This is a genomic window from Phenylobacterium sp. (assembly GCF_004297125.1).
Taxonomy (GTDB): domain Bacteria; phylum Pseudomonadota; class Alphaproteobacteria; order Caulobacterales; family Caulobacteraceae; genus Phenylobacterium.
Map to the genome: position 1 here is coordinate 158,027 of NZ_SCVD01000024.1, position 15,682 is coordinate 173,708.

Consider the following 15,682-nt stretch of genomic DNA (forward strand, 5'->3'; position numbering starts at 1 on the left):
TGGTTCCTAGAGGCCGAGTTTCTTGAGCTGGACGTCCAGCGCCGCCTTCACCGCCTCGGACGGGCCCTCGTCGACCTCACGGGCGATGTTGCCGATGTAGCCGATGTCCTTGAAGCCTTCCTCGGTCGTGTAATAGGCGCCGATGGTCAGGTGCCGGAAGCGCTTGAAGAACGCGTCGCCGGAGGTCCTGAGCGCGGTCATCGCCGCGGTTCGCTCCGCCGTGCTCTTCTTGGCCAGGGCCTTCAGGCCGTCGCGGATCAGCGGCCGGTCCTTGAGCTGGTCGGGGTAGGGGGCGCTCACCCACTCGTCGATGAAGTCGGGAATCCCGAGCGCGCTCGCCGCCGGCGCGCCGCCGCTGGCCGGTAGGATGAAGTCGGACAGGACCGAGGCCGCCTGCAGTTCCTCGTCGCTGAGCAGGCGCGGCCAGGGCGCCTTCTCCGGCTTCGCCAGCTTGGGGTCGGTGCCATAGCCCTTGGCCTCGGGCTCGCCGCCGATCTTCGGGCCATAGACCACGACGCCGGCGCCGACCGCGGTGGCCGCGCCGACCACGCCGATCCAGGTGAGCGCCGTGCGACGGTCGATCTTGCGGACGTAGGGGGCTTCTTCGCTCATAGGGCCCCCTGCTTGGCCAGGGTCGCCAGATGGTCGCTGGACCGCCAGGCGAGCGCGAGGATCGACAGCGTCGGGTTCTTGTCCGGGCTGGAGACCAGCACGGCGCCGTCGGTGACGAACAGGTTCGGCACGGCCCAGGTCTGGCCGTACTGGTTGACGACGGAGTCGGCGTCCGAAGCGCCCATGCGCACCGTGCCCACCTCGTGGATCATCTCGCCGCCCTTGGAGATGGCCTTGCGGCCATCGGTCTCGACCTTGCCGAGGGGCTTTCCGCCCAGGCGGTCGATGACCTCCAGGAATGTCTGCACCATGTGGGCCGCCTGCCGGGTCTCGTGGTCGCCCCACTTCCAGTGGAAGCGCAGGACCGGGATACCCCACTTGTCCTTCACGGTCGGATCCAGCTCGCAGTAGCAGTCGTCGTTCGGGATCATCTCGCCGCGACCATCGAAGCCAATGGTGCTGCCGAAACGCTGGCGGAGCTTGCCGCGCAGGTCGTCCCCGACGCTGGTCTCGTCCTCCGGAAGCAGGCCCGAGAGGCCCATCGAGGGCATGCGGCGGCCGCCGTTGATCTCGATGTGGTAGCCGCGCGGGAAGCCAAGTTCCTTGTGCTTGTCGTAGCCCCACCAGGGTACATAGGTGTGCTGGGTCCCCTGGCCGTCGTCGTTGGTCGGCGGCAGGCCCTCCAGCGCCGGGAACTGGCCGTCGACGCCCAGGCCCACACTGTCCATCAGGTAGCGGCCGACCATGCCGTGGGTGTTGCACAGGCCGTTCGGGAACGCCGTGCTCTTGGAGTTCAGCAGGATCCGCGCTGTCTCGCCGGAGCCCGCCGCCAGGACCACGGCCTGCGCGGTGACCGAATGATGCTCGCCGGTCACCCGGTCGACGTAGCTGACGCCCTTGGCCTTGCCGCCCTTGTCGAGGTCGACCTGGTAGACCAAGGCGTTGGTCACGACAGTCAGGTTCTTGGTCGCCATGGCGGGCGGGATCAGCACCGTCGTGCTCTGGAAATTGGCGCCGATCGAACAGCCGCGGCCGCACGGCGTGGCGAAGAGGCAGGTGTTGCGCCCCTCCATCTTCTCCGTGACCACGGCCCCGTGCATCGGCACCACCGGGATACCCATGGCGTCGAAGGCGCGGGCGTAGAACAGCTCGAAGGCCCGGGGCGGCGCCGACTTCATGAGGCAGCCGTCCGGTGAGTCGGGCGTGTTGGTGAGGTTGCGCGGCGGAGCCGCTCCGCTGACGCCGATCAGCTTCTCGGTCTTGTCGTACCAGGGAGCTAGGTCGTCGTAGGTGATGGGCCAGTCGTCGCCCAGGCCGTCGCGGCTGCGGGGCTTGAAGTCCAGCGGCCCGAAGCGCAGCGAGATGCGGCCCCAGTGGTTGGTGCGCCCGCCCAGCATCCGCGGCCGCCACCAGGTGAAGGGCTCGGAGCCCTCGGCCACGGTGTAGGGCTCGTTCGGCACCTGCCAGCCGCCGTCGACGGTGGCGTCGTAGAAGCCGAACGGCTTGTCCGGCGTACCGACCCCGCGCAGCGGCGCCTCGGCGTTGATGTTGAACATCGGGGTCTCGGTGACCGGGTCGTAGTTCCGCCCGGCCTCCAGCATCAGCACCTTCAGGCCCGAACGGGTGAGGTGGTAGGCGCTCATCCCGCCGCCGGCCCCCGAGCCGACGATGATCACGTCAAACGGTTCAGCCGCGGCCATGCGCAGCTCCCGACACCGGCGCGTTCATTGCGCGCTTCCTCCCCGATGTAATCGTTTACGGCGGGCACCCTGGCGCCGACTCGCGGGCGCGCCAAGGTGGATTCTGACGACCGCACCTGACCGCCGTCCGCCTTCGAGGGCGCCGCTGGGTGACCGTGGAAGGCCATGGACAAGCTGGCCAAAGCCCGTCAAGGAGCGCCGGTGTCATGGCGCGCCCCGGCGGGCCGTGGCGCTTAGCGCGCCGAAGCCCTCGGGCTTAAACGGGAATGCAGTAGGGATCTCCCGATCTGCAGCTATCCCTGTAACTGTGAGCGGTGAGCGCATGCGACGGGCAGGGGACCTATCCCTGCCGGCCACTGGGCCTTCGGGCCTGGGAAGGCGAGCGCATGACGCGATGATCCGCGAGCCAGGAAACCGGTCGGTGCGTGTCGCTCGAGCTTTGGGGCAGTGGACCTCCAGGGCGCGGATCTCCGTCTGAGCGACGACGTGAAGCGGCGGAGGGCCGTTTCGACCGACCGGGCGGAGCTGCCAAGCGTCCACGCCCGCCGGCCAGTCGACCTATGGCGCGGTGCGCCGCGGGAGGCCCTCAGCCATGTCGTAGGGACGCGGACAGAGGGGGCCATTTCGATGCCCAGGAACCACCTATTCAGCGCTGGCGTCGCCGCGCTACTCATCAGCCAACCCGCCTTCGCTGCCGACGATTCAGCGGTCGACGAAGTGATCGTCACCGGAACGCGCGCCGCTGATGGCGTTGACGCTGACGAGATCGGCTCGTCGGTCACCGTCATCACGACTCAGCAAATGAAGGACCGCCAGGTCCGCGTGGTCTCCGACGTGCTGCGCGACGTGCCCGGCTTCGCGGTCAGCCGCACCGGGGCGGTCGGCGGCCAGACCCAGATCCGAGTGCGCGGAAGCGAGGCGAACCACGTCCTGACCCTGATCGACGGGATCGAGGCGTCCGACCCGTTCTTCGGCGAGTATGATTTCGCCACCCTGCTGGCCGACGACGTGGCCCGCATCGAGATACTGCGCGGGGCCCAGAGCGCGCTCTACGGCTCGGACGCGATCGCCGGCGTCATCAACTACATCACTCCCACGGCCCAGGAAGCGCCGGGCGGCCGGATGCGCGTCGAGTTCGGCACGCAGGGGACTCTGGGCGGCGCGGCGCGCTACGCCGTGGTCAGCGGACCCTTCGACGTCGTCTTGAACGCCGACGTCCAGACGACCGACGGTTATGTCACCCAGACCCTGCCGGGCGGGACCCGCAGGATCGGCTCGGAACTGCAGTCGTTCTCGGCCAAGGCCGGCTACCAGGTCACCGAGACCCTGAAGCTGCGCGGCGTGCTGCGCTACAGCGACACCCACGCCGAGACCAACAACTCCAGCTTCGGGCGCGGTGTCGTCGACAGCCCCGGCAGCTACTACGACGCCAAGAGCCTGACCTATTTCGCCGGCGCCGACCTCAAGCTGCTGGACGGCGCCTGGACCCACAGCCTGTCGTTCCAGGGCGTGGACGCCGAGCGTGACAGCTACAGCGGGCGCAAGCGTTCCGGCGGCAACGACGGCCTGCGCAAGAAGGCCTCCTACGTCACCAGCTATCGGCTCGAGACCGGCGAGTTCACCCACCTGATAACTGGTGCGGTCGACTGGGAGAAGGAAACCTTCCAGAACACCTCGCCGCCCAGCGCCGGGGCCGACACGACGCGGCGTTCGGTCAAGAATATGGGCGGGGTCGCCCAATACGACCTGCAGATCGGCGAGGTCGCGGGCCTGGGCGGGGCGGTGCGCCACGACGACAACGACTTCTTCGAGAACGCCACCACCTGGAAGGTGCAGGGCTTCTACCGGGTGAGCGACATGATCCGGGTGCGCGCGGCCGGCGGCACGGGGATCAAGAACCCGACCCAGACCGAGTTGTTCGGCTTCAACGCCACCGGCCCGTTCCCCTTCCGCGGCAACCCGAACCTGAAGCCCGAGAAGTCCGAGGGCTGGGAAGTCGGAACCGACCTGACCTTCTGGGAGGGCCGCGTCAGCCTGGGCGCGACCTATTTCGACGCCACCCTGGAGGACGAGATCTTCTCGTACTTCGGCGGCGCGGGCCTGCCCGTCGCATGCCACCCGCCCCCGGTCGGGACCAGCACCAGCTGCAACCGCGAGTTTGATTCCAAGCAGAAGGGCTTCGAGCTGTTCGCGACGGTCGCGGTCCTGCCGGACCTCACGGTCTCCGGCAGCTACACCGACCTGAACGCCAAGGAGAATGGGCTGGAGGAGATCCGGCGCGCGCCGCACATCGGCAGCGCCAACGTCACCTGGAAGCCGCTGGACGGCCGGGCCACGCTGAACCTGAACGTCCGTTACAACGGCCGCCAGCTCGACAGCAACTTCTCGGGCATCAATACGCCGTTCCCGGCCTCTCTGCCCGACGTGAAGCCGGCCACCGGCGCCAACGCCGGCAAGGTGGTGCTGCCGTCCTTCACCCTGGTGAACCTGTCGGGCAGCTACGACCTGTCGGACCAGGTCGAGGTGTTCGGGCGAGTCGAGAACTTGACCGACGAGGACTACTACGAAGTCTTCGGGTTCCCGACGCAGGGCCGCACGGCCACCGTCGGGGCGAGGGTGAGGTTCTGAGCGTGGGCCGACACTGACATGAGACGAGCCCTTCGCATCGCTGCGCTGGGCCTTGCCGCGGCCATCCTGCCCGGGATGGCCGCGGGTTCTCCTGCGCGCCCGAAGCCGCAGCGCATCCTGTCGATGAACCAATGCACGGACCTGCTCGTGCTGCAGCTCGCGTCCAAGGCGCGCATCGCGGGCGTGACCTACCTCGCCAAGGACGGGGCCCAGGCGCTGTTCCCCGGGGCAGCCGACGGCATCCCGATCAACTACGGGACCCCGGAAGACATCATCAAGTTCCGGCCGGACCTGATCCTGACTGGCGACTTCTCGCTGGCGGTCACGCGCCGCCTCGCCAAGGAGGTCGGCGCCCCGGTCGTCGAGGTGAAGAGCACCCGGACCTTCGACGACGTCCGCCGCAACCTGCGCCAGGTTGGCGCGGCGGTGGGCGAGGCGGCACGCGCCGAGGGGCTGATCCGCCAGATGGACGCGCGGCTGGCCGGCCTGGCCGCGCATCCGCCGTCGCGGCCGGTGCGCGTTGTGGCCTGGGACGGCGGCGCGACGGTGCCGGGGACCGAGACCTTCGCCAACCGCATCATCACGGCCGCGGGCGCGGTGAACATCGCCGCCCAGCCCGGCCCGATCTACACCAGCTTCGACGTCGAGCGGCTGCTCGAAGCCCAGCCCGACGCCCTGCTGTTCGGTGGCGGCGGCAAGCCGCTGCTGCAGGCCGAGGAGGCCCGCCACCGGGTGATCCGCCGCGTCTTCGCCGGCCGCTTCCTCGGCTACCCCGAGGTGGCCTTCAACTGCGGTCTGCCGCAGTCGGCAAAAGCCGCTGTCGACTTGCGTCGGCAGCTCGACGCCCTGCCGCGTCGCGAGGGGGCCGGCCGATGACGGGCCGCGCCCTGCCGATGAGCCTGCTGGCCATCGTGGTGCTGACGGTGGCCGCCGGCGCCTCGCTGTTCCTCGGTCGGGTCAACATCGGCCCGCACCAGATCCTGGACGGCCTGTTCTCGTCCGACGTGAACCTGGCCCGCCTGGTGGTGGTGGAACTGCGCCTGCCGCGAACCGTCCTGGCGATCCTGGTCGGCGCCGCCCTGGGCCTCTCTGGCGCGGTGCTACAGGGCCTGTTGCGCAATCCCCTCGCCGAGCCCGGCCTGCTGGGCGTCTCCAGTGGCGCGGCCCTGGGCGCGGTGGTGTCGATCTACTTCGGCCTGGCCACGGTCTTCACCCTGGCGACGCCTCTGCTGGGCCTGGCGGGCGCCCTGGGAGCCGGGGCCCTGACCTTCGCCCTGGGACGCGGCGGCACGCTCAGCCTGATCCTGGCCGGCTCGGCGGTCTCCGGCCTCATGGCCGCCTTCCTGGCCATGGCCCTGAACTTCGCGCCCAATCCGTACGCTGCCTTCGAGATGAGCATCTGGATGCTGGGCTCGCTGTCGCAGAGGAGTTGGGACCACATCCTGCTGGCGGGGCCGTTCATCCTGGCGGGCCTGTTCATCCTGTCCACCATGGGCCGCGCCATCGACGCCCTGGCCCTGGGCGAGGAGCAGGCGGCCAGCCTGGGGATCGACCTGGACCGGACGCGGGTGCTGGTCTTGCTTGGCGTCGGCCTGGCGGTGGGCGCGGCGACCTCGGTGACCGGCTCCATCGGCTTCATCGGCCTGATCGCGCCGCACCTGGTCCGGCCGTTCGTGGGGTACCAGCCCAGCCGGACGCTTTTGCCGTCGGCCCTGTTCGGCGCGGCGCTGCTGCTGCTGGCCGACATCGGAACGCGGGTCCTGCACACCACCTCGGAGCTGCGCCTCGGCGTGATCACCAGCCTGATCGGCACGCCGTTCTTCTTCTGGCTGGTCTTGCGCCTGCGCAAGGTGGCGCCGTGAGCGAGCTCATCGCCCGCGACGTCACCGTCCGCCGAGGCGGCCGCGCCATCGTCGATGGCGTCTCCGCGACGCTCGGCGCCGGCATGTTCGTGGCCCTGATCGGGGCGAACGGGGCGGGGAAGTCGACGCTGCTCCGCTGTCTCGCCGGCCTGCTGAGGCCGGATGCGGGCGAGGTCGTGCTGGACGGCCGGCCGGTCCTGGCGCTCGACGGCCGCGACCTGGCCAAGCGGCGGGCCTACCTGCCGCAGAGCCTGCGCGCCGAATGGCCGATCTCGGTGGAGCGGCTGGTGGCGCTGGGCCTGACCCCGCAGCTTCCGGCGTTCGGCGGCCTGCCGGGCGGGTTCGAGCCGCGGCTGACCCGGGCCATCGAAGCCTGCGATCTCGTCGACCACCGCTTCCAGCCGGCCACGACCCTGTCCGGCGGCGAACTGGCTCGCGCGATGCTGGCCCGCGCCCTGATCGGCGATCCGCAGGTCCTGCTGGCCGACGAACCGACGTCCGGCCTCGACCCGCGCCACCGGCTGGACACCGTGGGCCGCCTGCGCCGGCTGGCGGTGGAAGAGGGTCGTCTGGTGGTCGCCACGATCCATGATCTGACCCTGGCTGCGCGCCACGCCACCCATCTCATGGCCCTGCGCCAGGGCCGTCTCGTCGCCTTCGGCCCCACGGCCGCGACCCTGGCGCCGGATCTGCTGCGACAGGTGTTCGAGGTCGAGGCCGCCATCCACGGCTCCGGACGCGAGACCCTGGTCGACTACCTCGGGCCGGCCTGAGATGGCCGCGCTGATGTTGCAGGGCTGCGGCTCGGACGTGGGCAAGTCGGTGCTGGTGGCGGGCCTCTGCCGCCTGTTCGCCAACCGCGGGCTGCGGGTTCGCCCGTTCAAGCCGCAGAACATGTCCAACAACGCCGCCGTCACCGCCGACGGGGGCGAAATCGGTCGGGCCCAGGCCCTGCAGGCGCTGGCCTGCCGTGTCCCGCCCAGCGTCCACATGAATCCGGTGCTGCTGAAGCCGCAGTCCGACACCGGCGCCCAGGTGGTGGTGCGCGGGCGGATGGAGGGGACTTGGCAGGCCCGCGCGTTCCAGGACCGCAAGGCCGGCCTGCTTCCCACCGTCGTGGACAGCTTCCGGCGCCTGTCGGCCGAGGCCGATCTGGTCGTGGTGGAAGGCGCGGGCAGCCCGGCGGAAATCAACCTGCGCGCGGGCGACATCGCCAACATGGGGTTCGCCCATGCCGCGGACGTCCCGGTGGTGCTGGTCGGCGACATCGACCGCGGCCACGTGATCGCCAGCCTGGTGGGCGCGCACGCGGTGCTCGACGGGCCCGACCGAGACCGCATCCGCGGCTTCGTGATCAACAAGTTCCGCGGCGACCCTGCGTTGTTCGACGACGGTCGCACGGAAATCGTCGCTCGCACCGGCTGGGCCGACCTGGGCATGGCCCCCTGGCTGGCGGCCGCGGCCCGCCTGCCGGCCGAAGACGCCGTGGTGCTGGAACGGTTGGCCGCTGGTGGACGCCGCGCGGTGACCATCGCGGTCCCCATGCTCTCGCGGATCGCCAATTTCGACGACTTCGATCCCCTGCGCGCCGAGCCCGACGTCGACCTGCGGTTCGTGCCGCCCGGCCAGGCGTTGCCGGGGGACGCCGACCTGGTGATCCTGCCCGGGACGAAGGCGACCCTGGCCGACCTGGCCTTCCTGCGCGGTCAAGGCTGGGACATCGACCTGGCGGCGCACGTCCGGCGCGGCGGCCGGGTGCTGGGCGTCTGCGGCGGCTACCAGATGCTGGGCGCCCGGGTCGCCGATCCCGACGGCGTCGAGGGTCCGCCGGGATCTGCGCCGGGGCTCGGCCTGCTGGGCGTCGACACCGTCCTGACCGGCGACAAGGTCCTGCGTCCGGTGACGGGGCAACTGAACGGCGCGGACTTCCACGGCTACGAGATGCACGTGGGGCGGACCACGGGCGCCGAGCGGCCGTTCCTCACCCTGGCGGGCGGCGGCGGCGATGGCGCCCGCTCCGCCGACGGCCGGATCGCGGGGTGCTACGTCCATGGCCTGTTCGCCGCGGCGTCGGCCCGTGCGGCGTTCCTGGCCGAATTGGGCGCGACCTCCAGGGTCGGGGACTACGACGCGATCGTCGACGCGGCCCTTGACGAGATCGCGGAGGCCCTGGCGGGCGCCTTCGACATCGGCGCCCTGGCCCGGATCGCGGGATTGGCCTCAAGAGGCGCAGCCGAATAATTCCCGCAACCGGTGAGCGTGCTTGCAAAGCTTGAGCGTGCGATCTGAAGTCCGCGCGCTTGGGAGGGCGGGCGCGGCCGGGGTGGTTGGGTCCTTTTTGGTAGGGGGCTCAGCGCGCGTGCCGGCTGTCACGACATATGACGCCCTGCTGTCCGGGTATTCCTGGAACGGCGTCGGCGTCGTGGGCCGCCCGGCTTTCGTCACCTATTCCTTCGACGCCGCGGCGTCGCCGATCTTCGCCGGGACCTATTCCGGCGCCTTCCTCGCCAGCTTCCAGCCGTTCAGCGCGGCCGAGCAGGCGATCGCCCGCCTGGCGCTGGCGGCCTGGGCCGACGTCAGCGGACTGACGCTGTTCGAAGTCCCGGCGGGCCTCGGCGACATCCGCCTGGGGATCTACGACTTCGGTCTCGCGCCGCCCGACAGCACGGATAGCCTCGGCTTCGCCTACACGCCCTATGTGCTCGATTTCGACAGCGGCGCCTGGGAAGAGCCGTTCGGCGGCGACATCTTCATCGACATCGGCGCCGCCACCTTCGACACCCTGATCCACGAGATCGGCCATGCGATCGGGCTGAAGCATCCGTTCGAGGGCGAGGTCACCCTCGACGGCGCCCTGAACGATCTCGCCCACACGGTGATGACCTACAACCCGGCCGGCGGGCCGGCGACCGGGCTGGGCACGCTGGACATGCTGGCGGCCCAGCGCCTCTACGGTGGTCCGGACGCCGACGGGACCCAGGCGGCGTCCTGGTCCTGGGATCCGGCGCGCCTGCTCCTCACCCAGGCGGGCGGCGCGGACGGCGACACCCTGGCGGGCGTGGCGGTCGCCGATCGGATCCGGGCCGGCGCGGGCGACGACTACGTCATGGGCCGCGGCGGCGACGATCAGATCGACGGGGAGGGCGGGGCGGACACCCTCGCGGCCGGAGATGGGGCCGACACGGTCATCGGCGGCCTCGGGAGCGATGTCCTCGACGGTGACAATGGAGACGACAACCTCGCCGGTGGCGAGGGGAACGACGGCCTCTGGGGCATGGCGGGCGCGGACGTCCTCGCGGGCGACGGCGGCGACGACACCCTGAACGGCGGCGCGGGCGTGAACCGTCTGCTCGGCGGGACCGGCGACGACGTCCTGGTGGTCGCCGACGGGGCCAGCTTCGTCGAGGGGGGCGATGGCTACGACGAGCTGTGGCTTTCGCCCGCGGGCGGGGCGGCGGTCTCGCTCAGCTACGCGACCCTCAGCGCCGACGGGGGGACGTGGTCGGGCATCGAATCCGTTGTCCTGTTCGGCGACGTGGGCGCCGACACCCTGCAGGGCGGTTCGCTTGCGGACGTCCTGGTCGGCGGGTCGGGCGCGGACTCGCTGAGCGGCGCGGGGGCCGAGGACATGCTGTTCGGCGAGGCGGGCGACGACACCATCCAGGGCGGGACCGGCGCCGACACGGTCAGCGGCGGCGATGGCGCGAGCTATCTGCGCGGCGACGACGGGAACGACAGCCTGACCGGCGGCGGCGTGTTCGACGACATCAACGGCAACGCCGGCGACGACAGCGCCTCGGGCGGAGCAGGCGACGATTGGGTCGTCGGCGGCAAGGACAATGATCGCCTCGCCGGAGACGAGGGAAGCGACATCGTCTACGGCAATATCGGGAACGACACCTGTGACGGTGGCGCGGGGAACGACCTCATCCGGGGCGGTCAGCAGGACGACGTGCTGATCGGCGGGGCGGGCGACGACTGGCTGTCGGGCGATCGGGACAACGACACCCTGACCGGCGGGGCGGGCGCGGACACCTTCCACGCCTTCGGCGAGGCCGGGATCGATCGGGTCACCGACTTCAGCCTGGCCCAGGGCGACCGGGTCCAGCTCGATCCCGGGACGCGCTACACGACGGCCCAGGTCGGCGCGGACACGGTCGTCAGCATGGTCGGCGGCGGCCAGATGATCCTGGTGGGCGTGGCCATGACCTCGCTCACCGGGTCCTGGATCTTCGGCGCCTGAGCCGCGGGACGCCTCGCCGGACTGGCAATGCGCCCGAACAGTGCTAGCCACATGCAATGGCATAGCGGGGAGGCCATGGCGCGCGCGGACGGAAAGGCGGGAGGCGCCCTGCGGGGGCGCAGGCCCAAGGGGCAGGGGCCTGACCTGCGCCAATCCATCCTGGACGCCGCCGAGGCGCTGTTCTCGCGCCACGGGTTCTATGGCGTCACCGTGCGCCAGGTGGCAGCGGAGGCCGGCGTCGACACCGCTCTGATCCACTACTACTTCGGCGCCAAACGCGAACTCTTCGACAGCGTCTTCGCCCGGCGCGCCGAGATCCTGAACGACGCACGCCTGGAGGCGATGCGGGCCTATGTCGCGAGCCACCCGGGCGACCTGACCCCCGAGGGCGTCATCGAGGCGTTCATCGGCCCGCTCGTCGAGCGTTCGATGACCAACGACGAAGGCTGGAAGAACTACTTCCGGCTGGTGGCTCTAGTGAACAACACCCCGGCCTGGGGCGGCGAGACGATGCACCGGTTCTTCGATCCGGTGGTCCACCAGCTTATCGACACTCTGAGGGCGGCCCTGCCGGACGCCGAGCTGCGGGACCTCTACTGGGCCTATCAGTTCCTGACCGGGGCGATGATGCTGACCCTGTCCGAGACGGGCCGGATCGACCAGCTCTCGGACGGGCTCTGCCGTTCGACCGACCTGGAGGCCGTGCGCGCGCGGCTCTACGCCTGGTGCGCGGCCGGACTCGAGGAAATCGTCCGCCGCCGGGTGTAGGCCGGACTGTGTCGTAAATTCATCAGTTGATCAAAAAGCGTGCGACGTCGCCGCGAGCGGCTGGCTTGTCGCGCCGGAATGCCTCAACACTCCAGCTTAATTCACCCCTTGGTGAAATCGTTGATTCCAGGCTGCCCATGGGGGGCGTCCAAGGGATCTTCGGGAGGATACACATGAAGAAGCTGGTGAAAGCCGCCCTGCTTGCGGGCGCGGCCTGGTCCGTCGTTCCTACCCTCGCCATCGCCCAGACCGCGGCCGCCGATGACGTCGGCGTCGAGGAAGTGGTGGTCACCGCCCGCCGGCGCGAGGAAAGCCTGAAGGACGTGCCCGTGGCTGTCACCGCCGTGAGCGGCGAGCGCCTGGCCGCCACCGGCGCTGTGGACATCACCAACCTGCAGCAGACCACGCCCAACCTGACCGTCCAGGTGGCCCGCGGGTCGAACTCGACGCTGATCTCCTTCATCCGCGGCGTCGGCCAGCAGGACCCGCTGTGGGGCTTCGAGCCCGGCGTCGGCCTCTACATCGACGACGTCTACGTCGCCCGCCCGCAGGCCGCCGTGCTCGACATCTTCGACGTCCAGCGCCTGGAAGTGCTGCGCGGACCGCAGGGCACGCTCTACGGCCGCAACACCATCGGCGGCGCGATCAAGTACGTGACCGCCAAGATCGAGGGCGAGCCCGAGATCAAGCTGCGCGGCAACTATGGTTCGTACGACCAGCTGGACGTGATCGCCTCGGCCAAGGCCCGGGTGAACGACTATGTGGGCCTCGGCCTGACGTGGGCCTCGTTCAACCGCGATGGCTTCGGCAAGAACCTGACCACCGGCGCCGAGCACTACGACAAGGACGTCACCGCCGCCCGCGCGACCGTCGAGCTGACGCCGACCGACAATCTGTTCTTCCGCCTGTCGGGCGATATCGTCGAGGATCGTTCGAACCCTCGCCACGGTCACCGCGAAGTGCCGGGCCTGACCGCCACCGGCGCGCCGATCCCGACCGCCACGGTGCTGGACGACGTCTACGACACCCGCGCCGGCGCGGGCGACAAGAACAAGGTCGAGGCCCGCGGCGTCTCGCTGCTGGGCGAGTGGAAGGCCTCCGACACCCTGACCTTCAAGTCGATCACCGCCTATCGCGCCGGTGAGACCGAGGGCGTGATCGACTTCGACAACGAGCCGGCCGCGCTGCTGGACATCCCGGCCCGCTACAACGACCACCAGTTCACCCAGGAATTCCAGGCGCTCTACACGGGCGAGCGGCTCCAGGGCGTGTTCGGCCTCTACTACCTCAACGCCACGGCGGCGGGCGCCTTCGACACCGTGGTGGGCCAGGCCAACCTGTCCATCGCCACCGCGGGCCACGTCGACACCAAGAGCTACTCGGCCTTCGCTGACGTCAGCTACGACCTCACCGACCAGCTTTCGATCTCGGTGGGCGGCCGCTACACCCACGACAAGAAGACCGGCCAGGTCTATCGCCAGAACTTTACGGGGCTGAAGACCCCGCTGTTCGGCAACCCGACGGCGATCCCCGGCCTGGTCCGTTCGAACTTCACCAACTCGGACACCTACGAGAAGTTCACGCCGCGGGTGAGTGTCAGCTACGAGATCACCCCCGACGTCTCGAGCTACGTCTCGTACAGCAAGGGCTTCAAGTCGGGGGGGTTCGACATGCGCGCCGATGCGATCCTCACCCCCAACTCGGTGAATGGGTACGATCCGGAGACGGTCGACTCGTTCGAGGGCGGCTTGAAGGGCTACTTCTTCGACCGCCGCCTGTCGCTTAACACCGCGGTGTTCTACTCGAAGTACAAGGACCAGCAGATCACCCAACAGACCCCGGTCGGCGCCTCGATCGCCTCCCAGGTTCTGAACGTCGGCAAGTCGCACATCTACGGCGCCGAGGTCGAAGGCCAGGCGACGTTCACCTCGTCGCTCTTCGCCAACTTCTCGCTCGGCTACACCAAGGCCGAGTTCGACGAATACCGCGCGCTGGATCTGACCACCACGCCTCCCGTGGTCCGTGACTTTGCCGACAGCCGCGTCTTCCAGAACACCCCCAAGTGGAACGGTTCGGCCAGCCTGACCTATCGCCACGACCTGGGCGACCACGGCTCGATCGCCTTCATCCCGTCGGCCTCCTACCGTTCGTCGTTCCACATGTTCGAAGTCCCTTCGATCATCGACCAGGACAGCTATTGGCTGCTGGACGCCAGCGTCGTCTGGACGTCGGCCGATGACCGCTACACGGTGGGCCTGCACGGCAAGAACCTCGGCAAGGAAGAGTACCGCATCGGGGGCTACAACTTCTCGCAGGCGGCCGGCGTCCTGTTCGGCAACTCGGTGACCGCCTACTACGGTCCGCCGCGCACCGTGACCCTTTCGGTCCAGGCGAAGTTCTAGTTTCCTCATCGACGCCCGGCTCCACAAGAGCCGGGCGTTCTTGATTCAGGCGGTCCCCATGGCCTCGAAAGCGCGGCGCGCCAGCTCACCCCGGATGGTGCTGGCGGTCCTCATCCTCGCCTACACCTTCAACTTCCTGGACCGTCAGATCCTCGGAATCCTGGCGGGGCCGATCAAGGCCGAGCTGGGGCTCAGCGACAGCCAGCTCGGCCTGATGGGCGGCCTGGCGTTCGCCCTGTTCTACACGGGCCTGGGCGTTCCCATCGCCGCCTTGGCCGATCGGTGGAGCCGGACCTGGATCATGACAGGGGCCCTGACCCTGTGGAGCGGATTCACCGCCCTCTGCGGCTTCGCCACCGGCTTCTGGCAGCTCTTCCTCTGCAGGATGGGCGTGGGCGTCGGCGAGGCCGGCGGCGTGGCCCCGGCCTATTCCCTGATCAGCGACTACTTCCCCAAGGAGCAGCGGGCGAGGGCGCTGGCGGCCTATTCGTTCGGAATCCCCATCGGCTCGGCGCTGGGCATCCTGTTCGGCGGGCTGATCGCGCACGCGATCGACTGGCGTGCGGCCTTCATCGTCGTGGGTCTGGCGGGCGTGGCGCTGGCGCCGCTGTTCCGCTTCGTGGTCCGCGAGCCGCCGCGCGAGGCGGCTGCCGCCGCCGTCGAGCAGGCGCCGGCCGCCGGCGGCATCCGGGCCCTGCTGGCCAAGCCCAGCTTCTGGCTGATCTCGCTGGGGGCGGCCGCTTCTTCGGTTTGCGGCTACGGCGTGGCGTTCTGGCTGCCCAGCTTTTTCGAGCGCAGCCTCGGCATGGGTCTGGTCGATCGCTCGCTGTTCCTGGGCGCCATGACCCTGGTCGGCGGGGTGATCGGCGTCTGGGCCGGCGGGGTGCTGGGCGACCGCCTTGGCCGCGCGCGGCCGGCGGCCTATCTGCTGGTGCCGGCGGTGGCGTTCCTGCTGGCGCTGCCGTGCTTCGTCCTGGCGGTCCAGGCCAAGGAACTTTGGCTGGCCTTCATCCTGTTCCTGATCCCCACGGGGCTCAATCTAGTCTGGCTGGGGCCGGTCATTACGGCAGTGCAGCATCTTGTCGCACCAGCCCAGCGGTCCACCGCATCGGCCTGCTTCCTGTTCGTGAACAACCTGATCGGCCTTGGCCTGGGCACCTGGTACTTCGGGGCCGTTTCCGACGCCCTTACGCCACGTTACGGAGCGGAAGCCCTCCGCTACGCCATCTACTCGGGGTTGGGATTCTACCTGGTCAGCGCGGCCTTGTTCGCCTTCGCAGCGCGGGGCCTCAAGCGCGACTGGGTCGCATGAAACGGATTTCACCTCGGAATGAAATTAGCGCTTGCGTGCAGTGCAGCAAAGGCGCAGAAAGGTCCTGCCCTTTTGGGCGTTTCCTCCCTAATGACTTGGCCGCACCTCCGGGTGCGGCCTTTTTTTCGGCCTGAAGCCTAGACCTCGATCTCGAC

11 protein-coding genes and 1 riboswitch are annotated in these 15,682 nt (G+C 69.5%); of the genes, 9 read left to right on the top strand and 2 right to left on the bottom strand.

Annotated features, from left to right (window positions below; genetic code table 11):
• Positions 1 to 6: 6 nt before the first annotated feature.
• Together EPO51_RS17050 and EPO51_RS17055 are read right to left on the bottom strand one after the other, a co-directional pair.
• The gene (locus EPO51_RS17050) at positions 7 to 612 is read right to left on the bottom strand and encodes a gluconate 2-dehydrogenase subunit 3 family protein (RefSeq protein ID WP_293352725.1); all 606 of its coding nucleotides are present in this window, start codon (positions 610 to 612) and stop codon (positions 7 to 9) included.
• Positions 609 to 2,312, bottom strand: a complete 1,704-nt coding sequence (locus EPO51_RS17055; RefSeq protein WP_293352727.1) for a GMC family oxidoreductase — start codon at positions 2,310 to 2,312, stop codon at positions 609 to 611. Before EPO51_RS17055 ends, EPO51_RS17050 begins: the two co-directional genes overlap by 4 nt.
• Positions 2,313 to 2,540: 228 nt before the next feature.
• Positions 2,541 to 2,746, top strand: a riboswitch (cobalamin riboswitch).
• Between the two features lie 193 nt (positions 2,747 to 2,939).
• On the opposite strand from EPO51_RS17055, the gene EPO51_RS17060 reads away from it, so the two are divergent.
• The 9 genes from EPO51_RS17060 (at position 2,940) to EPO51_RS17100 (ending at position 15,527) form a co-directional block, all read left to right on the top strand.
• The gene (locus EPO51_RS17060) at positions 2,940 to 4,940 is read left to right on the top strand and encodes a TonB-dependent receptor plug domain-containing protein (RefSeq protein ID WP_293352729.1); all 2,001 of its coding nucleotides are present in this window, start codon (positions 2,940 to 2,942) and stop codon (positions 4,938 to 4,940) included.
• Between the two features lie 18 nt (positions 4,941 to 4,958).
• Positions 4,959 to 5,816, top strand: a complete 858-nt coding sequence (locus EPO51_RS17065; RefSeq protein WP_293352731.1) for an ABC transporter substrate-binding protein — start codon at positions 4,959 to 4,961, stop codon at positions 5,814 to 5,816.
• On the top strand, positions 5,813 to 6,802 hold the full coding sequence (locus EPO51_RS17070) for a FecCD family ABC transporter permease (protein WP_293352733.1): 990 nt from the start codon (positions 5,813 to 5,815) through the stop codon (positions 6,800 to 6,802). Before EPO51_RS17065 ends, EPO51_RS17070 begins: the two co-directional genes overlap by 4 nt.
• On the top strand, positions 6,799 to 7,575 hold the full coding sequence (locus EPO51_RS17075; protein WP_293352735.1) for an ABC transporter ATP-binding protein: 777 nt from the start codon (positions 6,799 to 6,801) through the stop codon (positions 7,573 to 7,575). Before EPO51_RS17070 ends, EPO51_RS17075 begins: the two co-directional genes overlap by 4 nt.
• A gap of 1 nt (position 7,576) precedes the next feature.
• Complete coding sequence (locus EPO51_RS17080; RefSeq protein ID WP_293352737.1) at positions 7,577 to 9,043, top strand: cobyric acid synthase; 1,467 nt, start codon at positions 7,577 to 7,579, stop codon at positions 9,041 to 9,043.
• Between the two features lie 118 nt (positions 9,044 to 9,161).
• Entirely contained in the window at positions 9,162 to 11,045 is a 1,884-nt protein-coding gene (locus tag EPO51_RS17085) for a hypothetical protein (RefSeq protein ID WP_293352738.1), read from the top strand.
• Positions 11,046 to 11,120: 75 nt separating this feature from the next.
• Positions 11,121 to 11,813 carry a TetR/AcrR family transcriptional regulator gene (locus tag EPO51_RS17090; RefSeq protein ID WP_293352739.1) on the top strand — a complete coding sequence of 231 codons (693 nt, stop codon included), beginning with the start codon at positions 11,121 to 11,123 and terminating at the stop codon, positions 11,811 to 11,813.
• A gap of 173 nt (positions 11,814 to 11,986) precedes the next feature.
• Positions 11,987 to 14,215: a TonB-dependent receptor gene (locus EPO51_RS17095; protein WP_293352741.1), complete on the top strand. Its 2,229-nt coding sequence runs from the start codon at positions 11,987 to 11,989 to the stop codon at positions 14,213 to 14,215.
• Between the two features lie 58 nt (positions 14,216 to 14,273).
• On the top strand, positions 14,274 to 15,527 hold the full coding sequence (locus EPO51_RS17100) for a spinster family MFS transporter (protein ID WP_293352743.1): 1,254 nt from the start codon (positions 14,274 to 14,276) through the stop codon (positions 15,525 to 15,527).
• Positions 15,528 to 15,682: the final 155 nt, after the last annotated feature.